The organism is Actinomycetospora sp. CA-101289, from assembly GCF_050955895.1.
GTDB lineage: Bacteria > Actinomycetota > Actinomycetes > Mycobacteriales > Pseudonocardiaceae > Actinomycetospora.
In genome coordinates this window covers 4,227,003-4,244,382 of the sequence record NZ_CP192093.1, presented here as the reverse complement: position 1 = coordinate 4,244,382, position 17,380 = coordinate 4,227,003, and the positions used below count along the sequence as shown (strand labels likewise).

At 74.3% G+C, this 17,380-nt stretch carries 21 protein-coding genes; 3 read left to right on the top strand and 18 right to left on the bottom strand.

What is annotated here, in order from left to right; all coding sequences use genetic code 11:
• Positions 1 to 47: 47 nt before the first annotated feature.
• The 12 genes from ACQPX6_RS21210 to ACQPX6_RS21155 all read right to left on the bottom strand — a co-directional run bounded on the left by ACQPX6_RS21210 (position 48) and on the right by ACQPX6_RS21155 (position 10,693).
• A complete protein-coding gene (locus ACQPX6_RS21210; RefSeq protein ID WP_433782399.1) occupies positions 48 to 836 on the bottom strand; it encodes a sulfotransferase family protein in 789 nt (262 codons plus the stop codon).
• Positions 833 to 1,747: a hypothetical protein gene (locus ACQPX6_RS21205; RefSeq protein ID WP_433782398.1), complete on the bottom strand. Its 915-nt coding sequence runs from the start codon at positions 1,745 to 1,747 to the stop codon at positions 833 to 835. The genes ACQPX6_RS21210 and ACQPX6_RS21205 overlap by 4 nt, the downstream gene beginning before the upstream one ends.
• Entirely contained in the window at positions 1,744 to 2,376 is a 633-nt protein-coding gene (gene cysC, locus ACQPX6_RS21200; RefSeq protein ID WP_433782397.1) for an adenylyl-sulfate kinase, read from the bottom strand. Before cysC ends, ACQPX6_RS21205 begins: the two co-directional genes overlap by 4 nt.
• A 129-nt stretch (positions 2,377 to 2,505) precedes the next feature.
• A complete protein-coding gene (locus ACQPX6_RS21195; RefSeq protein WP_433782396.1) occupies positions 2,506 to 3,795 on the bottom strand; it encodes a sulfate adenylyltransferase subunit 1 in 1,290 nt (429 codons plus the stop codon).
• The gene (cysD, locus tag ACQPX6_RS21190) at positions 3,795 to 4,712 is read right to left on the bottom strand and encodes a sulfate adenylyltransferase subunit CysD (protein ID WP_433782395.1); all 918 of its coding nucleotides are present in this window, start codon (positions 4,710 to 4,712) and stop codon (positions 3,795 to 3,797) included. Before cysD ends, ACQPX6_RS21195 begins: the two co-directional genes overlap by 1 nt.
• Entirely contained in the window at positions 4,709 to 5,437 is a 729-nt protein-coding gene (locus tag ACQPX6_RS21185; RefSeq protein WP_433782394.1) for a phosphoadenylyl-sulfate reductase, read from the bottom strand. The genes cysD and ACQPX6_RS21185 overlap by 4 nt, the downstream gene beginning before the upstream one ends.
• Positions 5,434 to 5,592 carry an Insertion element protein gene (locus ACQPX6_RS21180; RefSeq protein ID WP_433782393.1) on the bottom strand — a complete coding sequence of 53 codons (159 nt, stop codon included), beginning with the start codon at positions 5,590 to 5,592 and terminating at the stop codon, positions 5,434 to 5,436. Before ACQPX6_RS21180 ends, ACQPX6_RS21185 begins: the two co-directional genes overlap by 4 nt.
• Positions 5,589 to 7,367 carry a nitrite/sulfite reductase gene (locus ACQPX6_RS21175; protein ID WP_433782392.1) on the bottom strand — a complete coding sequence of 593 codons (1,779 nt, stop codon included), beginning with the start codon at positions 7,365 to 7,367 and terminating at the stop codon, positions 5,589 to 5,591. The genes ACQPX6_RS21180 and ACQPX6_RS21175 overlap by 4 nt, the downstream gene beginning before the upstream one ends.
• Positions 7,368 to 7,477: 110 nt before the next feature.
• Entirely contained in the window at positions 7,478 to 7,561 is an 84-nt protein-coding gene (locus ACQPX6_RS21170) for a putative leader peptide (RefSeq protein WP_420791816.1), read from the bottom strand.
• A 105-nt stretch (positions 7,562 to 7,666) separates the two neighbouring features.
• Positions 7,667 to 8,839, bottom strand: coding sequence for an LLM class flavin-dependent oxidoreductase (locus ACQPX6_RS21165; protein ID WP_433782391.1), 1,173 nt, complete (start codon positions 8,837 to 8,839; stop codon positions 7,667 to 7,669).
• Positions 8,840 to 8,846: 7 nt separating this feature from the next.
• The gene (locus tag ACQPX6_RS21160) at positions 8,847 to 10,154 is read right to left on the bottom strand and encodes an MFS transporter (RefSeq protein ID WP_433782390.1); all 1,308 of its coding nucleotides are present in this window, start codon (positions 10,152 to 10,154) and stop codon (positions 8,847 to 8,849) included.
• A gap of 200 nt (positions 10,155 to 10,354) precedes the next feature.
• On the bottom strand, positions 10,355 to 10,693 hold the full coding sequence (locus ACQPX6_RS21155; RefSeq protein WP_433782389.1) for a hypothetical protein: 339 nt from the start codon (positions 10,691 to 10,693) through the stop codon (positions 10,355 to 10,357).
• A 150-nt stretch (positions 10,694 to 10,843) separates the two neighbouring features.
• On the opposite strand from ACQPX6_RS21155, the gene hemW reads away from it, so the two are divergent.
• Entirely contained in the window at positions 10,844 to 12,079 is a 1,236-nt protein-coding gene (gene hemW / locus ACQPX6_RS21150; RefSeq protein WP_433782388.1) for a radical SAM family heme chaperone HemW, read from the top strand.
• 237 nt (positions 12,080 to 12,316) lie between these two features.
• Here hemW and ACQPX6_RS21145 read toward each other — a convergent pair whose 3' ends face one another.
• From ACQPX6_RS21145 to ACQPX6_RS21120, 6 genes are read right to left on the bottom strand one after another with little or no spacing between them, the layout of a single operon-like run.
• Complete coding sequence (locus ACQPX6_RS21145; protein WP_433782387.1) at positions 12,317 to 12,991, bottom strand: hypothetical protein; 675 nt, start codon at positions 12,989 to 12,991, stop codon at positions 12,317 to 12,319.
• On the bottom strand, positions 12,988 to 13,347 hold the full coding sequence (locus tag ACQPX6_RS21140; protein WP_433782386.1) for a hypothetical protein: 360 nt from the start codon (positions 13,345 to 13,347) through the stop codon (positions 12,988 to 12,990). The genes ACQPX6_RS21145 and ACQPX6_RS21140 overlap by 4 nt, the downstream gene beginning before the upstream one ends.
• Positions 13,344 to 13,703, bottom strand: a complete 360-nt coding sequence (locus ACQPX6_RS21135) for a hypothetical protein (RefSeq protein ID WP_433782385.1) — start codon at positions 13,701 to 13,703, stop codon at positions 13,344 to 13,346. Before ACQPX6_RS21135 ends, ACQPX6_RS21140 begins: the two co-directional genes overlap by 4 nt.
• Complete coding sequence (locus ACQPX6_RS21130; protein ID WP_433782384.1) at positions 13,667 to 14,725, bottom strand: hypothetical protein; 1,059 nt, start codon at positions 14,723 to 14,725, stop codon at positions 13,667 to 13,669. The genes ACQPX6_RS21135 and ACQPX6_RS21130 overlap by 37 nt, the downstream gene beginning before the upstream one ends.
• Positions 14,725 to 15,054 carry a hypothetical protein gene (locus tag ACQPX6_RS21125; RefSeq protein WP_433782383.1) on the bottom strand — a complete coding sequence of 110 codons (330 nt, stop codon included), beginning with the start codon at positions 15,052 to 15,054 and terminating at the stop codon, positions 14,725 to 14,727. The genes ACQPX6_RS21130 and ACQPX6_RS21125 overlap by 1 nt, the downstream gene beginning before the upstream one ends.
• Positions 15,055 to 15,107: 53 nt before the next feature.
• Positions 15,108 to 16,034 carry an AraC family transcriptional regulator gene (locus tag ACQPX6_RS21120; protein ID WP_433782382.1) on the bottom strand — a complete coding sequence of 309 codons (927 nt, stop codon included), beginning with the start codon at positions 16,032 to 16,034 and terminating at the stop codon, positions 15,108 to 15,110.
• Positions 16,035 to 16,116: 82 nt separating this feature from the next.
• On the opposite strand from ACQPX6_RS21120, the gene ACQPX6_RS21115 reads away from it, so the two are divergent.
• Both ACQPX6_RS21115 and ACQPX6_RS21110 read left to right on the top strand, forming a co-directional pair.
• Positions 16,117 to 16,953 (top strand): NAD(P)H-binding protein, encoded by an 837-nt coding sequence (locus tag ACQPX6_RS21115; protein ID WP_433782381.1) that lies wholly within the window; start codon positions 16,117 to 16,119, stop codon positions 16,951 to 16,953.
• Positions 16,950 to 17,378 carry a pyridoxamine 5'-phosphate oxidase family protein gene (locus ACQPX6_RS21110; RefSeq protein WP_433782380.1) on the top strand — a complete coding sequence of 143 codons (429 nt, stop codon included), beginning with the start codon at positions 16,950 to 16,952 and terminating at the stop codon, positions 17,376 to 17,378. The genes ACQPX6_RS21115 and ACQPX6_RS21110 overlap by 4 nt, the downstream gene beginning before the upstream one ends.
• The last annotated feature ends 2 nt before the right edge of the window (positions 17,379 to 17,380 follow it).

Sequence of the window (17,380 nt, the reverse complement as noted above, 5' to 3'; positions counted from 1 at the left end):
GTGAGCACTTCTTGGTGCTGCAGCACCAAGAAGTGCTCACATGCGCGTCAGCGCACCCAGTCGGTGAGGTCCCAGCCGGTGCGGGCCTCGACGCGGGGGACGTCGTCGGCGAACGCGGGCAGCAGCGCCGCCCGCTCCTCGGCCGACGGGCCGCCGCCCGCGCGCCCGGAGACGTCGGGGCGCACGTGGTGGCGCGGGACCTCGGGGATCCGCCCCGTCGCGACGCCGAGGAACGCGCACACCCGGTCGGCGGTGGCCACGGGCTCGTCGCGCAGGTCGCGGTAGCGCAGCAGCAGGGTCCGCTCGGGGTCGACCAGCCCGGTGAGGTGGTCGAGCTGCTCGCCGTAGCTGCCCTGGGCGACGTAGTGCCAGAAGTGCGCCCACCCGTCGGCCCGGCGCTCCGGCTCCGCCCGGCAGGCGGCGAGGAAGTCGGCCTCGGGCTCGAGCCCGGCCTCGCGCAGGTGCGACCAGTTCGAGTGCGCCCGCTCCACGGGGTCGCGCAGCACCGCGATCAGCCGCACGGCGGGCAGCAGCTCGGCGATGCGCCGGTGGGCGTCCCGGTCGTAGAGGTAGAACACCGTGCCCTCGCCGCGCCGCGTGCCGGGCGGCGCGGGGTCGAACAGCGCCTCGTAGTCGTCGCGGCGCCAGACGTGCTCGCCCCAGGTCGCGACGTCGCCGGGCCCGCCGCCGGTGCTCGGCGGCGGTCCGTCGGTGAGGAAGAACTTCGGCTCCTTGACCGACGGCAGGAACAGCTCGGGGTGCCCGGCGAGCGCGCGGTGCAGTGCCGACGTGCCGGTCTTCGGTGCCCCGATGATGAGGAAGTCGGGCAGGCTCACGCCGCGTCCGGCAGCCCGGCCTCGAGGAGCACCTCGGTGCGCAGCTCGTGCGCGCCGTCGGCCCGGGTGGCCTCCCAGTACAGGCGCCGCACGCCGGCGACGTCCGCGACGGCGAGGTAGCGCAGGCCCCGGCCCGCGTGCGGCGACTCGGCGGCGGGCGCGTCGCCCACCGCGTCGAACCGCCCGTCACCGGCGGCGCGGGCGATCCCGGTGCGCTCCTCCCAGTTCTCGGCGGCGGTCGCGCGCCCGTCGTAGGTCGCGACGAGCTCGTCGCCCACCGGGACGACGGCGCTGATCCGCACCCCGCGCGCGTCCCAGAGCCCCTGGCGCGGCGCGAGCGCGGTGCCCCGCCACGTCCAGTCGAGGCCGTCGGGGCTGGTCGCGTACTCGGTGGTCATGCGGTCGGTGGCGTCCGGGTCGTCGAGCGGGTGCACCGACGCCCACAGGTGCCAGCCGTGCGCGTCGCGGCGCACCACGGGGTCCTTCACGGCGTGCAGGTCGTCGCCGGGCAGCACCGTGCGCCGCGGCGCGAGCGCGAGCCCCTGCGGGGTGTCGGCCTCGAGCACGTCGACCCACCAGTGCTTCGTGCCCGGCGTCGCACAGCTCACGTAGAGGCGCCATCGGCCCTCGTCCGAGAGCGCCAGCGCGGGCCGCTCCAGCGACTCCGCCCCGAACGCGTCCTTCTCGACCACGGCGAGGGTCTCGAACGCCACGCCGTCGGTCGAGCGGGCGACGACGTTCGCGTAGCCGCGGCCGACGCCCTCGGGCTGGCGCAGCCGGTAGGACAGGTACACGACGTCGTCGACGACGAGCACGCTCGGCGCGCCCGCCCAGTACCCGGGCGCGTCCACGGGCGGCGGGACGACGACCGTCCCGTCGCCGTGGGGGACCGGGAGCAGCGTGGCGTTCATCGGGCCGTCCTCGTGGTCGTCGGGGCCTGCTCGGTGAGACCGCGCCGGGACAGATGATCCACGAGGAGGTCCACCGACTCATCCACCGACTGGCCGTGGCTGGGGATCTCGAGGTCCGGCGACTCCGGGACCTCGTACGGGTCGTCCACGCCGGTCAGGCCCTGCACCTCGCCGGCGCGCTGGCGGGCGTAGAGGCCCTTGACGTCGCGCTCGCCGGCCACCTCCACCGGCGTGGACACGTAGACCTCGGCGTACGGCGTGCCGGACGCCGCGTGCGCGGCCCGCACCTGCGCGCGGACGTCGGCGTGCGGGGCGATGGCCGCCACCAGCACGATCACGCCGTTGCGCGCGAGCATCTCGGCGACGAAACCGATGCGGCGGATGTTCACCGCCCGGTCCTCGCGGGAGTAGCCGAGGCCGCGGGAGAGGTTCTCGCGGATGATGTCGCCGTCCAGGACCTCGACCCCGCAGCGCTCGCGGCGCAGGCGGGCGGCGACCCCGTTGGCGATGGTCGACTTGCCGGCGCTGGGCAGGCCGGTCAGCCAGATCGTGGCACCCCCGGCGCAGGGGTGCTCGTGGGGTGGGTGCAGGCGGTGGGTACGGGTCAGCTCGTCGATCTCGTCCGGCATGGCGGGTCGCTCCGGGGCGGCTCGGGGACGGGCGGGGTGGCGGTCAGGTGACCGCGCGACACCCCGTCGCCCCGGTCCGGCGCAGGTCGACGTGACGACGGCGGGTGAGCCGCCACCCCGGCCGGGGCCTCACGAGCCGTCCGACTCCAGGTCCTGCAGCGGCCGGGCCACCAGCGGGCGCCCGACCAGGCCCGCGGCCAGCGTGTCGCCGGCCTGCGGGTCGATGAGCAGGAACGCCCCCGTGGCCGCGACCTCGTCGTACTCGTCGAGGGGCAGCGGCTCCGAGACCGTCAGCGAGACCTGGCCCATGTCGTTGATGCCCAGCTCGCCGGGCTCGTCGACCACCGACAGGGTCTCGGTGTCCAGCCGGTGGGTCACCGCGGCGACGATGGCCTGCACGGTGCGCGTGCCGTGCTTGAGCAGCAGGCGCGCGCCCGGGCGCAGCGGCTTCTCGTGCAGCCAGGCCAGGGTGGCGTCGAACTCGGTGACCGGCTCGGCCCCGCCCGGCGCGGCGAGCAGCGAGCCGCGGGCGACGCCGAGGTCGTCGGCGAGCCGCAGCACCACGCTCTGGCCGACGTGCGCGGCCTCGAGCTCGCCGTCGAAGGTGTCGATGCCCTCGACGCGGGTGCGGTGCCCGTCGGGCAGGACCGCCACCTCGTCGCCCACGCGCACCGTGCCCGCCGCGACCAGCCCGGCGTAGCCGCGGTAGTCCGGGTGCTCGTCGGTGCGCGGGCGCACGACGTACTGCACGGGGAAGCGGAACGGGGCGTCGTGGTCGGCGCCCGCGACCGGCACCGACTCGAGGTGCTCGAGCAGCGTCGGGCCCTCGTACCAGGGCGTGTTCTCCGACGGCAGGACGACGTTGTCGCCCTTCTTCGCCGACAGCGGGATCGCCACCACGGCGTCCTCGGGGTAGCCGAGGGCCTCGGTGAGCCCGAAGAACTCCTTGGCGATGCGCCAGTAGGTGTTCTCGTCGAAGTCGACCAGGTCCATCTTGTTGACCGCGAGCACCAGGCGCGGCACGCGCAGCAGGCCCATCACCGCGACGTGCCGGCGGGTCTGCTCGACGATGCCGCTGCGGGCGTCGACGAGCAGCACGGCCAGCGACGCGGTGGACGCCCCGGTGACGGTGTTGCGCGTGTACTGCACGTGGCCCGGCGTGTCGGCCAGGACGAACGCGCGCTGCGGCGTCGCGAAGTACCGGTACGCGACGTCGATCGTGATGCCCTGCTCGCGCTCCGAGCGCAGGCCGTCGACCAGCAGCGAGAGGTCCGGGTCGCCGCCGCCGACGGTGGCGCGCTCGACGGCCTCCATCTGGTCGGCGAGCACCGACTTCGTGTCGTAGAGCAGCCGCCCGACGAGGGTGGACTTCCCGTCGTCGACGCTGCCCGCGGTCGCGAGCTTGAGCAGGTCCGGCATCAGAAGTAGCCCTCTCGCTTCCGGTCCTCCATGGCCGCCTCGGAGAGGCGGTCGTCGGCGCGCGTGGCGCCGCGTTCGGTGAGGCGGCTCTCGCGGACCTCGTCGAGCACCTCGTCGAGCGTGGTCGCGGTGGACTCCACCGCGCCGGTGCAGGAGCCGTCGCCGACGGTGCGGTAGCGCACCGACATCGTGCGGGTCTCCTCGCCGTCGCGGGGACCGCCCCACGGCCCGCTGGTCAGCCACATGCCGTCGCGGGCGAACACCTCGCGGGTGTGCGCGTAGTAGATCGACGGGAGCTCGACGCCCTCGCGGGCGATGTAGCGCCACACGTCGAGCTCGGTGAAGTTCGACAGAGGGAACACCCGCACGTGCTCGCCCGGCTTGTGGCGCCCGTTGTAGAGGTTCCACAGCTCGGGGCGCTGGCGCGAGGGCTCCCACGCCCCGAACGCGGTGCGCAGGCTGAACACCCGCTCCTTGGCCCGCGCGCGCTCCTCGTCGCGGCGCCCGCCACCGAAGACCGCGTCGTGGCGGTGTTCGGTGATCGCGTCGAGCAGCGGGGTGGTCTGCAGCGGGTTGCGCGTGCCGTCGGCGCGCTCCTCCAGCCGCCCGTCGTCGATGTAGTCCTGCACGCGCGCGACCTCGAGCTCGAGGCCGTAGCGCTCGACGACGGCGTCCCGGAAGTCGATGACCTCGTCGAAGTTGTGCCCGGTGTCGACGTGCAGCACCGGGAACGGGATCGGCGCCGGCCAGAACGCCTTGCGGGCGAGGTGCACCAGCAGCATCGAGTCCTTGCCGCCGGAGAAGAGGATCACCGGGCGGTCGAACTCGCCGGCCACCTCCCGCATGATGTGGATCGCCTCGGCCTCGAGCGCGTCCAGCTGGTCGGTCTGGGCGGTGGTGATCTCCGCGGCGGTCATCCGTGCAGCCCGCACTCGGTCTTGGCGGTGCCGGCCCAGCGGCCGCTGCGGGGGTCGGCGCCCGGGGCCGGCTTGGCCGTGCAGGGCGCGCAACCGATCGACGGGTAGCCCGCGCCGACCAGCGGGTTGACCAGCACCGCGTGCTCGCGGACGTAGGTCTCCATCTGCTCGTCGGACCAGTGCGCGATCGGGTTGATCTTGACCAGCCCGTGGCGCTCGTCCCAGGTGACCAGCGGCGTCGTCGCGCGGGTCGGGGCCTCGACGCGGCGCACGCCGGTGACCCACGCGTCGTAGCGGGCCAGCGTGCGCTGCAGCGGCACCACCTTGCGCAGGCGGCAGCACTCGTTGGGGTCGGTGGCGAAGAGGTCCTTGCCGCGCAGCTCGTCCTGCTCGGCGACGGTCTCGTCGGGCTCGGCCTGCACGATGTGCACGCCGTAGACCTGGGCGACCGCGTCGCGGGTGCCGAGGGTCTCGGCGAAGTGGTAGCCGGTCTCGAGGAACAGCACGTCCACGCCGGCCCGGGCCTCGGCGCCGAGCGCGACCAGCACGGCGTCCTGCATGTTGGACGCGACGATCAGCCCGTCGCCGAAGGTCTCGGCGGCCCAGGCGAGGATCTCGCGGGTCAGCTCCTCGTGGCCCACGACGCCCTCGCGGGCGGCGAAGCGCTCGCCCGCGGCGAGGGCCTCGGCCCGCAGGTCGTCACGCGTCCCTGTGCTGGTGGTCATGCGGTTCCTCTCGCCGGCGCCGGTGCCGCGGTCACGACGAACGTGCTGCGGCAGTCGGCGCACTCCCACGCGCCCTCCGGGTCCTCCCGGGGGTGCAGGTCCTGCTCGCCGCAGTAGGGGCAGTACTGGAGGGGCAGCGATCGGCTCCCGCTCACGTGAGCTGCCCTTCTTCCGCGCGCACGACCCACTGGGCGAAGCGCTCGCCGGGCTCGTGGCCCTCGGCGTAGGCGCGCACGACCCGCTCGACGTAGTCGCCGAGCTCGTCGGAGAGCACCTTGTGGCCGCGCAGCTTGCGCCCGAAGCCGGCGTCGAGGCCGAGCCCGCCGCCGAGGTGCACCTGGAAGCCCGCGGCCGGCTCGCCCGCGGCGTCGTTGACGATCTGGCCCTTGAGCCCGATGTCGGCGACCTGGACCCGCGCGCACGAGTTCGGGCAGCCGTTGAGGTGGATCGACACCGGGTGCTCGAGGGCGTCCTGGACGTCGGCCAGGCGCCGGTCGAGTTCCTCGACCAGCTCGCCGGCGCGGTTCTTGGTGTCGACGAACGCGAGCTTGCAGAACTCGAGGCCCGTGCACGCCATGGTCGCGCGGCGCCACGGCGTCGGGCGGGCGGGCAGCCCGAGGTGGTCGAGGGCGGCGGTCAGGCCGTCGAGCTTGTCCGACGGCACGTCCAGCACGAGGATCTTCTGGTACGGCGTGAGCCGCACCCGCGACGAGCCCGCGTCCTCGGCGGCCTTCGCCACGCCGACGAGCGTCGAGCCGCTGGTGCGCCCGGCGGGCGGGGCGACGCCGACGTAGTGGTTGCCGTCGATCTGCTCGTGCACGCCGATGTGGTCGACGGTGCCGGCGATGGCCTCCGGCGCCGGGCCGTCGATCATCTTCCGGCCCAGGTACTCCTCCTCCATGACCTGGCGGAACCGCTCGGGGCCCCAGTCGGCGATGAGGAACTTGATGCGCGCGCGGGTGCGCAGGCGGCGGTAGCCGTAGTCGCGGAAGACCTGCACCACGGCGTGCCAGACGTCGGCGACCTCCTCGAGCGGCACCCAGGCGCCGAGGCGCACCGCGAGCTTCGGGTTGGTCGAGAGCCCGCCGCCGACGTGGACGTCGAAGCCCGGCCCGTGCTCGGGGTGCACGACGCCGACGAAGGCGACGTCGTTGACCTCGTGGGCGACGTCCTGCTGCCCGGAGATCGAGGTCTTGAACTTGCGCGGCAGGTTGGCCAGCGAGCGGTCGCCGATGAAGCGCTCGACGATCTCGTCGATGGCCGGGGTGCCGTCGATGACCTCGTCGGCGCTGATGCCCGCCACCGGCGAGCCGAGCACGACGCGCGGGCAGTCGCCGCAGGCCTCGGTGGTGTAGAGCCCGACGCCCTCGAGCCGGCGCCAGATCTCCGGCATGTCCTCGACGCGGATCCAGTGCAGCTGGATGTTCTCGCGGTCGGTGACGTCGGCGGTGTCGCGGGCGAAGGTCTGGGAGATCTCGCCGATGACGCGCAGCTGCTCGGTGGTCAGGCCCCCGCCGTCGACGCGCACGCGCAGCATGAAGTGCGACGCGTCGAGCTCCTCCTCCTCGACGTGGCCCGTGGCCGTGCCCGGGAAGCCCTCGGCGCGCTGGGTGTAGAGCCCCATCCAGCGGAAACGCCCGCGCAGGTCCGCCGGGTCGATCGAGTCGAAGCCGCGGTGGGCGTAGATGTTCTCGATGCGCGCCCGCACGTTGAGCGGGTGGTCGTCCTTCTTGGACTGCTCGTTCTTGTTCAGCGGCTCGCGGTAGCCCAGCGCCCACTGGCCCTCGGCCTTGCCCTTGCGGGCGCGGGCGGGCTTGGGCTTCGGCGGCTCGTCCTCGGTGGCGCCCGGGTGACGCAGTGGCGTCGTCTCGGCGTACGACTCCTCCGAGGTGGTGGCGTTCTCGGACGACGGGGCGCCGGTAGCGGCCATGGGTGGGGAATCCTCCGGGGGTGGTGCACGGGCGCACGCGGGCACGACGAGGTGACCCTCGATCGAGGTGGTGCGCGGTCCCGCTGGGGCGTGGTGGCGGTGCTTCGCGCTCAGTGAGCCCGGCAGAGGGAGCTCGCGAGGCGCACGAGGTCGACGTGACGTCGGCTCACGAGGAGCAGTCCGGTCGCGCGCACGACCGCCAGACTGCCACGAGGAGGGGGTCTTTCTCCACGTGACCTTTGGCCTACGGCCTCGTGCGTGCTTGTCCGTGTCCTGACACGGACATGCACGCACACCCGCTACTGGGCGAACGGGATGGCGGCGGGGGCGGCGTCGGTGGTGCCGGCGGGGTGGGTCCACAGGCCGCGGCGACCCAGCTCGGGCAGCACGCCTTCGCCGACCCAGTACGCCTCCTCGAGGTGCGGGTGCCCCGAGAGGACGAACTCGGTGATCCCGAGGTCGTGGTACTCGGCGATGCGGTCGGCGACCTCGGTGTGGCTGCCGACCAGCGCCGTCCCCGCCCCGCCGCGCACCAGCCCGACGCCCGCCCACAGGTTGGGGGCGACCTCGAGGTCCGCGGCGGTCTTCGTCCCCCTACCGGCGTGCTGTCTTGCTTTCTCGTGCAGCGCGCGCATCCGCTTCTGGCCCTCGGACTCGCTCTGCGAGAGGCCGGCCTGCACCTGCTCGATCATCTCGTCGGGGATGCCCTCGAGGAACTTCTCGGCCTGCGCCCACGCCGCGTCCGAGGTGTCGCGGGTGATCACGTGCAGACGGATGCCGAAGCGGACCTCGCGACCCTGGGCGGCGGCGAGCCCGCGGATCCACTCGATCTTCTCGCGCACCTGCTCGGGCGGCTCGCCCCAGGTCAGGTACACGTCGACGTGCGCGGCGGCGACCTCGCCGGCCTTCGGTGACGAGCCGCCGAAGTAGACCGGCGGCACGGGGTCGGGCACGCGGGTCAGCGCGGCCTCGTCGACGTGGATCTGCTCGCCGTGCAGCGTCACCGTCTCGCCGGACCACAGCCGGCGCACGACGTCGAGGAACTCGCCGGTGCGCACGTACCGGTCGTCCTTGCCGAGGTAGTCGCCGTAGGCGCGCTGCTCGGTGGGCTCGCCCCCGGTGACGACGTTGAGCAGCAGGCGGCCCTGCGAGTGCCGCTGGAACGTCGCGGCCTGCTGGGCGGCGAGGGTGGGGGAGAGGACGCCGGGCCGGAACGCGACGAGGAACTTCAACCACTCGGACTCCGCGACGAGCATCGCCGTGGTCAGCCAGGCGTCCTCGCACCACGCGCCGGTGGGCGTCAGGGCGCCCTCGAAGCCGACGGTCTCGGCGGCGCGCGCGATCTGCGCGAGGTAGCCGATCTCGGCCGGGCGCACGGCGTCAGCGGCGCGCGTCGCGACCCCGTGGCCACCGCCGACGAGGCCGCGCGAGTCGCCGTAGGTGGGCAGGAACCAGTGGGCGGTGATGCTCATGGGTCTCCTAGAGCGTCTCGAGAGGCTTCGCGCGCAGGGCAGCGACCGTGCTGACGACGCCGGCGAGGGCGAGGTACCCGGCGGCGTACCACGGCGCCCCGCCGCCCAGGGCGAGCAGCGAGGTGAGGATCAGCGGCGTCAGGCCCGACGCGTAGATCCCGCCGCCCTGGAAGGCCAGCGACATGCCGGTGTAGCGGGTACGGGTGGGGAAGACCTCGGCGAACAGCGTCGACTCCGCGCCGCTCGCCAGGCCGTAGGAGAAGCCGAGCATCACGATGAGCACGGCGGTGACGGCGACGATCGAGCCGGTCCCGAGCAGGGCGAACGCGGGGAAGACGCCGATCACGAGGATCACGCACCCGAGGGCGAAGACCCTGCCGCGCCCGATCCGGTCACCCCACGCGCCGGCGAACGGGACGACGATCGCGCTGACGATCGCGGCGACGGTGACGGCGACCAGCACCTCGGTGCGCGGCATCTTCAGCGTCGCGACCGTGTAGGTCAGGACGAACACGCCCCAGGTGTTGAACGAGGCGCCCTCGGCCCAACGGGCGAGCAGGGCCCAGCCGAGGTTGCGCCGCGACGGCGGGTCGCGCAGCACGTCGACGGCAGGGACGCGCGAGACCTCGGCGGCGGCCTGCATGCGGCGGAACGCGGGCGTCTCCATCACGGCGAGCCGCACGACCAGGCCGACCGCGACGAGCACGAGGCTCGCGATGAACGCGACGCGCCAGCCCCAGGACAGGAAGGCGGCGTCGTCCATCACGAGCCCGAGCAGGGCGAACACCCCGGTGCCGAGCGCGAGGCCCAGGCCCAGGCCGATCTGCGGGGTGGCGCCGTAGAGCCCGCGCTTGCCGTCCGGGGCGTACTCGACGGCCATGAGCACCGCGCCGCCCCACTCGCCGCCGATCGCGATGCCCTGGATGACCCGGAGCACGACGAGCAGGATCGGCGCGGCCACCCCGATGGCCGCGTAGGTGGGCAGGAACCCGATGGCGGCGGTGGCGATGCCGGTGAGCGCCATGGTCACGATCAGCGTCTCGCGGCGGCCGACCCGGTCGCCGATGTGCCCGAAGATCAGCCCGCCGATGGGGCGGGCGACGAAGCCGATCGCGAACGTGGCGAACGACAGGAGCGTCGCGACGGTCGGGTCGCCGGCGCCGTAGAACAGCTGCGGGAAGACGATCCCGGCGGCCGTGGCGAACAGGAAGAAGTCGTACCACTCGATCGTCGTGCCGATCAGCGACGCGACGAGCACGGTGCGCGGACTGGTGGTGGTGTCCTCGGGCGCGATGGCGGGCGCGGTGGTGCTCACGGGGGTCCTCTGCTCAGGGGGCGGTGCGGGCCGGGGGGCTCAGCACGCGCGGCAGAGGTGGCTCGCGAGACGGCCGAAGTCGACGTGGCGCCGGGCCACGAGGAACGGGCGGAACGCGGGCACACGAGAACCGTGCCATCCCGCTCCGGGGGGCTCCACCGCACGGGCCGCGGACGTGATCTTTGCCCCAGAGCCTTGTGTCAGCCCCGCGCGCACTCGTAGGTGAGCGGGACCTCGGGACCGTGGTCGATCACCTCGAAGGCGTCGACCGGGAGGCTCGCGAAGGTCCGGGCCCCGATGCCGAGGTCGGCCCACTTCGCGGTGCTCGTGCTGTCGTCGGCGAAGGTCAGCGCGATCTCGCCGCCGTCGGAGAGGTACACGCCGTGGGTCTGCAGCGCGGTGATCACCACGCGCTGTTGGGGCGTGTAGGCCGACACGTCGACGTCGGGGCGCAGGCGCAGGTTGACCCCGTACGGCGGGGCGTCGGGGTCGGTGCTCTCGGGCCAGTCTGCGGTGCCCGGTGCTGCGGAGCACTGCACGCCACCAGCGCGAGGACCGCGATGGTGCAGGTCGGCGCCACGCGCAGGGCCCTCGGCATGCTCCCGGACGCTAGTGCTCCGAACGCCGGACACCACTACGGCAAAGCCGCCGGGCACTACTGATCCACAGGGCGGGCGCAGAATGGAGCCGTGCCCTCCGTCCCCCCGTCCGGCGAGCCGGCGCCGTCCGACGGCGCGCTGCCGCCCGCGTCGCTCACCGGCCTCGGCACGCGGCCGTTCGGGGTCTACGTGCACGTCCCGTTCTGCGCGACGCGGTGCGGGTACTGCGACTTCAACACCTACACGGCGTCGGACCTCGGGCTGACGTCGTCCGACGACCCGGCCTCGCCCGCCTCGTGGCTCGAGGGCCTGCGCCGCGAGCTGGATCTCGCCGCCCGGGTGCTCGGGACTCCACCGCAGGCGGACACCGTCTTCCTCGGCGGCGGCACGCCCTCGCTGCTCGGCGCCGAGGGCCTCGTCGCGGTGCTCGACGCGGTGCGGGGGACGTTCGGCCTGCGCCCGGGCGCCGAGGTGACCACCGAGGCCAACCCCGAGTCGACGACCCCCGAGCTGCTCGCCGCGATCGCCGACGCCGGCTACACCCGGCTGAGCCTCGGCATGCAGTCCGACGTCGACCACGTGCTCGCCGTCCTCGACCGCCGGCACACCCCGGGCGCAGCCGTGCGCGTCGTCGGGGAGGCGCACGCGGCCGGGCTGCGCCACGTCAACCTCGACCTCATCTACGGCACACCCACCGAGACCGACGACGACCTGCGCCGCTCGCTCGACGCCGTGCTCGCCTCGGGCGCCGACCACGTCTCGGCGTACTCGCTGATCGTCGAGGAGGGCACCGCGATGGCCCGCCGGGTCGCACGCGGCGAGCTCCCCATGCCCGACGACGACGTGCTCGCCGACCGCTACGAGATCGTCGACGACACGCTCTCGGCGGCCGGGTTCGGCTGGTACGAGGTGTCGAACTGGGCGCGCACCACCGACGCCCGCTGCCGCCACAACCTGGGCTACTGGGGCGGCGGCGACTGGTGGGGCGCCGGGCCCGGAGCGCACTCGCACGTCGGCGGCACGCGCTGGTGGAACGTGCGCCACCCCGCGAAGTACTCGGCGGCCCTGGCCGCGGGGCGCTCACCGGCCGAGGCGCGCGAGCGGGTCACGCCCGACGAGGCCCACCTCGAACAGGTGCTGCTCGAGCTGCGCACCGTCGACGGGCTGGCCGCGTCCGTGCTCGACGGTCCGGGCCGGGCGGCGGGCGACGAGGCCGCGCGCGAGGGCCTGCTCGACCCCGCCGACTGGGAACGGGGCCGGGCCGTCCTCACCCGCCGCGGGCGGCTGCTGGCCGACGGCGTCGCGATCTCGCTCGCGGGGGCGTGAGGGTCAGCGCTCGTCCCGGCGGCGCTGCGGTGGGGCGAGGGGCACGTTGCGCATGATCGAGAGGCTCGCGGGGCTGCCGAACGTGCCCCTCGTGGACGTCGGCGTGGCGTGATCGCTCCCGCTGCTCCTCCGAGCCCGTCAGGCGGGTCCGGAGGAGCACCCGGAGCGATCTTCGTCCGCGACGCGGGGCTAGGTGGGGCTCTCGTTCACGGTGCTCCGCATCGCCGTCGCCCAGGGTCACGAGGGCCCCGAGGGGCCGGCCTCGCGGAGGCGCCGGGCGAGGGTCTCACCGGCTTCGGTGATCTCGAACCAGCAGACGTCGCCCGTGTGGAGCACGGCACCGGGATCGGCCCACTCGGCGCGGAGTCGCGTGATCGCGGCGCTCGGGTCCTCGGGCCACGCCCGGAAGCCCGACTTCGTCAGGTCCCCGGCAACGAGGAGCCCGGCGCGCAGCAGAGCGTCGATGACCTCGATCGTCTGCTCGCGCAGCTCCACCGGCGACGCGGCCCCGATCTCGTCGCTCACGTACTGGCGCGCGAAGGCGAGGTCGACCCAGTCCTCCAGGCCCCACAGCAGGATGTCGCGCGCCGACTCGCGGTCGAGGATCGGCGTCACGGGGATCTCCGCTCGTGGGGCCTCAACTACGGCGTGCGACCGCTCGATCGGGAACTGCGAAACGAAGGTTCCGATGGCGTCGTCCACCCGTCTGCCGTGGGGCGTCGGCTCGTGGTCGGGCTGGAGACCGTCCTTGCTGACGAACTCCTTGGCGAGCACGTTCTTGACCTGTTGGCGGAGCTCCATCGGTGGGTCGTCGGTCTCCTCGAGGGTTCGGAGGAGTTCGGGCGCCCGTCGCCCGAGGACGATGCGGACGGTGTCGGCGGCCGCGGGGTCCAGGTGATCGAGTGCGTTCACCGCTCGGCCCTGATGCGACGTGCGAGCGTCGCGCCGGACTCGGTGATCTCGAACCAGCAGATGTCGCCGGGGAGGAGCTGAGCGGCGGGTTGGTCCCACTCCGTGCGGATGCGCGCGACGGTCGCCTCCGGGTCCAGCGGCCACGGCGTGAAGCCGTCCCAGACGTCGCCGGCGACGACGAGACCAGCGCGGAGGAGGTGTTCGATGACCCCGATGGTCTGTTCACCTAGCTCGGTGACCGGAACGTCTCCGACCTCGTCGCTGACGTACTGGCGTGCGAAGCCGAGGTCGATCCAGTCCTGTAGGCCCTCGACGAGGATGTCTCGCGCGGATTCGCGTTCGGGGAGCGATGTCACCTGCGTCCCGCGATTTCAGGGCCGCGCAGGTCCGGGGTCGGGGGCCAGTCGGCGGTGCCCTTCGTCGGCTGTGTGATCGGGAAGGCGATGAGGAAGCGACCAACTGCGTCGTCGACCCGGAGGCCGTGCGCCGTCGGCTCCCAGTCCGGGCCGGACACCTCGCCGCTGAACTCGTCCGCGAGGACGTCCTGGACCTGCTCACGGATGGCCATCGTGGGGTCGTCCGTGCTCTCGACGGCGCGGAGGAGCTCGGGTGTGCGACGACCGAGAACAGCTCGAATGGTCCCGGCGGTCTCCACATCGAGGCGTTCGATCGCGCTCATCGGTTCCTCCATCCGTTCGACGTCGTCGCCCACGTGGTGACGACGCGGCCCTGCTCGTTGAGGAACACGATCGCGTCCCGCCCTTCGTACACATAGGTCTGGTTCTGGCTCTGGTACTTCGGCCCGGCGATCGGGTTGGCGACGGCGTCGGCCATCGCCTCGTCCGAAACACCGACGCCGTCCCGCCTCTCGGCGCGTTCGGCGCCGTGCCGTGTCAGCCCCGTGATCTCGCCCGGTGCTTCGAAGGGTGGCGTCGCCTCATCGCCGCCGGTCTCCTCGTTGACCTGGAACGGCGCCACGCGGTCGTCGCCGAGGGCGTGCTGGGACAGGTCGATCGCGCCCGCGCCGGCGAGGCCGACACCCGTGGCGAGGCCCGCGGCAGAGAGCCCGGTGAGCGGGACGCCCACCGGCGAGCCGACACCGGTCGCGGTCGCGGCGGTCCCGCCGACCACGCCGACGGCGCTCAGGCCGGCGAGGGCGGCGCCGCCGACGACGGCGAGGCCGGACGCGGGGTGCTGGAGTGCGGCGTTGCCCAGCGAGGCGGCGATGTTGCCCGCCTCGGCCAGCATCCCGGCGAGCCCCGGCCCTCCCGTCTGCGGTGCCGTGGCCGGCGGAGCTCCGGGCAGGGCGTCGGCCGCGGTCTGCAAAGCGCGGGCGGCGGCCTCGTTCGCCACCAGGGCCCGCTCGGCCGCGGCCGTCACGAGCGCCTGACCGTGGGGGAGCGCCGGACCGGCCGGCACGGCCCCCGCGGGCGGGCCCTGCTCGCCGCGCTGCTGTTCGCCGACGGCGAAGTCCCGCTGCGCCGCCCGCAGCTCGTCGGCGTAGGTCCGCAGCGGACCCGCGACGGCCGCCACGGCCTCGGCCGCCCGGCCCGCGCTGTCGGCGTCCCCGCCGATCCGCTCCAGGGCGAGCGGTGCGGCGAGTCCCGACCAGTCGGTGGTGATCGCCCGCGCGTGCGCCGCCATCTCGCCCCGGAGGGCGCCCAGGGCCCGGGCGGCCTCGGCCAGCTCGTCCGCGGCCGCGAGCAGGGCGTCGGGGTTCCCGGCGAGCGGCATCAGCGGGGCGGCGTGAGGCCGAGCACGACGACGGGCGGCACGTCACCCGGGTCTGCGGGCTGGTCCAGGGCCACGTACTGCGCGCTCGCGGCGTCCAGCGCCGCCGCGCATTCGGTGACGCTGCCCGTCAGGGCGCGCAGCAGGGCGTCGAGCCGGCCAGCGAGCGCATCCGCCGCCTCCACCAGCGGGCCGTCGCCCGCTCCGGTGGCCACCGCCGCCACGCCCTCCACGGCCCGGCCGACGGCGGCCCCCAGCCGGCCCGCGTCGTCGCGCAGCAGCGCCGCGCCCCGTCGCAGGTCCTCGGGACGGACGTCGACCCCCTCGGGCATGCGGGGATCGTGACACCGCCGCCGACGGCACGAGGGCGGTTCGGGGAAAGAACTCAGGCCAGCTGCCGGAACCGGCTGGGGCTCACGCCCCGGGTCCGCTTGAACGCCGCGCTGAACCCGAACGCGTCGGCGTAGCCCACGGCGCGGGCGACCTCGCCGACGGTCGCCGCCTCGTCCTCCACCAGCCGGTCCGCCGCGAGCGTCATGCGCCAGCGCGTGAGATACGTGAGCGGGGGCTCGCCGACCAGGTCGGTGAAGCGCTTGGCCAGCGTGGCGCGCGAGACGCCGGTCCGCGCCGCCAGCGCGGCGACCGTCCAGGGCGCCGCGGGCTCGGCGTGCAGCAGGCGCAGCGCGTCGCCGACCACGGGATCGCGCTGCGCCGCGTACCAGGCCGGGGGCTCGCCGCCGGGTCGGTCGAACCACTGGCGGATCGAGCAGACGAGCAGCCAGTCCAGGAGCCGGTCGAGCACCACCTGCTGGCCCGGCGCGTCGGTGGCGACCTCGGCGGCGAGGTGCTCGAGCACCGGGTCGCCCGTGCCGCCGGAGTCGACGCGCAGCACCGTGGGCAGGGCGTCGAGCAGCCGGTCGCCGATCTCGCCGTGCACCGGGTAGGCGCCGACGATCAGGGTGGTCGCGTCGGCGGCGCCGTCCCCGGGGTCGTGCCAGCCGCGCCGGTGGCGGGCGCCACCCTCCTCGGGGGCGGTGCAGTGCTCGCCGCAGTCGAGGGGCTCGGCCGTGGTGCCCGGCTCGTCGACGACCGTGAACGGCGCGGGCCCCCGCACGATCACCGTGTCGCCCGGGCGCAGCGGTTCGGGCGCCAGGCCCTCCGGGACGATCCAGGCGTCGCCGCCCAGGACGGCGCACAGGGTCAGGGGCGCGCCGTCCACGAAGCGCAGCGCCCAGGGCCGCGAGAGCGTCGTGCTGCCGAACAGCGAGCCCTGCGCGCGCACCCCCCGGAACAGGTCGGCGAAGGCGTCCACGGGACCCACGTTAGACGTTCACACAGGCAGAGGCGCGTCTTGCCCATGGCAGCGTCCGGCTCCGCGGCGTTCCATCGACGACATGACCGAGCACCCCACCCTCGTCCTCGGCGCCACCGGCAAGACCGGCCGCCGCGTGGCCGCGCGGCTGCGGCTGCGGGGCACCGACGTCCGCGCCGCCTCGCGCTCCAGCGCGACCCGCTTCGACTGGTCCGACCCCGCCGGCTGGGACGCCGCGCTCGAGGGCGTCACCGCCGTGTACGTGGTGCCGCCGTCGGTGCCCGGCCCCGTGCACGGGTTCGTGGCGCGCGCCGAGGCCGCCGGGGTGAAGCAGCTGGTCCTGCTCTCCGGGCACGGCGCCGACACCTGGGGCGACTCCCCGTTCGGACGCGACATGCGCTCGGCCGAGGACGCCGTACGCGGCTCGACCCTGGACTGGACCGTGCTGCGCGCGTCCAACTTCGCCCAGAACTTCGACGAGGAGCTCTGGCACGGGCCCCTGCTCGCGGGCGAGCTGACGCTCCCGGCCGGTGCGGTCGGCGAGCCGTTCGTCGACCTCGAGGACCTCGCCGACGCCGTGGTCGCGGTGCTCGCGGACCCCGGCCGGCACGCCGGGCGGGTCCACGAGCTGACCGGACCACGCTCGATCCCGTTCCCCGAGGCCGTCGCGCTGATCTCCCGCGCGTCGGGGCGGCCGATGGCCTACCGGCAGATCACACCCGCCGAGTACACCGGGGCGCTCGTCGAGCAGGGCGTCGGCGAGGAGGACGCCCACCACGTCACGGAGATGTTCGCGCTCATGGACCGCGGGCTGATCGCCGCCACCACCGACGGGATCGCCACCGTGCTGGGACGCCCGCCCCGCACCTTCGAGGACTACGTCGTGCGCGCGGCGGCCGCCGGGGCGTGGGGGCGATGAGCGCGCCCACCGACCGGCTGACCGCCGAGGACCTCGCCTTCCTGGCCCGCCCGCTGCACGGGTTCCTGTCCGTGGCCGCGGGAACGCAGCCACCCCTGCCGCGCCCGGTGTGGTTCGAGGCCACCGCCGACGGGACGATCCAGCTCTTCACCGGGCCGGACACGGTCAAGGTGCGGCGCCTGCGCCGCGACCCGCGGGCCTCGATCGTCGTCGCCGCCCCGGCCACCGAGCGGGAGCGCTGGCTGGCCGTCACGGGTACCGCGACGATCGAGACCGACGGCGCACACGACCTCGCCGACCGCCTCGCCACGCGCTACTGGGACCTCGACGACCCGGTCCGGGCCGCCGACCGCGAGGCCCTGCTGGCCGACGACTACGTCCGGGTCGTCATCCACCCCGAGACCGTGCGCCGCCTCGCGATCTGACC

Excerpts from the sequence above, each read along its gene's own strand:
- ACQPX6_RS21205 (WP_433782398.1), bottom strand. The coding sequence starts at position 1,747 with ATGAACGCCACGCTGCTCCCGGTCCCCCACGGCGACGGGACGGTCGTC.
- cysC (WP_433782397.1), bottom strand. The coding sequence starts at position 2,376 with ATGCCGGACGAGATCGACGAGCTGACCCGTACCCACCGCCTGCACCCA.
- ACQPX6_RS21195 (WP_433782396.1), bottom strand. The coding sequence starts at position 3,795 with ATGCCGGACCTGCTCAAGCTCGCGACCGCGGGCAGCGTCGACGACGGG.
- cysD (WP_433782395.1), bottom strand. The coding sequence starts at position 4,712 with ATGACCGCCGCGGAGATCACCACCGCCCAGACCGACCAGCTGGACGCG.
- ACQPX6_RS21185 (WP_433782394.1), bottom strand. The coding sequence starts at position 5,437 with ATGACCACCAGCACAGGGACGCGTGACGACCTGCGGGCCGAGGCCCTC.
- ACQPX6_RS21175 (WP_433782392.1), bottom strand. The coding sequence starts at position 7,367 with ATGGCCGCTACCGGCGCCCCGTCGTCCGAGAACGCCACCACCTCGGAG.
- ACQPX6_RS21165 (WP_433782391.1), bottom strand. The coding sequence starts at position 8,839 with ATGAGCATCACCGCCCACTGGTTCCTGCCCACCTACGGCGACTCGCGC.
- ACQPX6_RS21130 (WP_433782384.1), bottom strand. The coding sequence starts at position 14,725 with ATGCCGCTCGCCGGGAACCCCGACGCCCTGCTCGCGGCCGCGGACGAG.
- ACQPX6_RS21125 (WP_433782383.1), bottom strand. The coding sequence starts at position 15,054 with ATGCCCGAGGGGGTCGACGTCCGTCCCGAGGACCTGCGACGGGGCGCG.
- ACQPX6_RS21115 (WP_433782381.1), top strand. The coding sequence starts at position 16,117 with ATGACCGAGCACCCCACCCTCGTCCTCGGCGCCACCGGCAAGACCGGC.
- ACQPX6_RS21110 (WP_433782380.1), top strand. The coding sequence starts at position 16,950 with ATGAGCGCGCCCACCGACCGGCTGACCGCCGAGGACCTCGCCTTCCTG.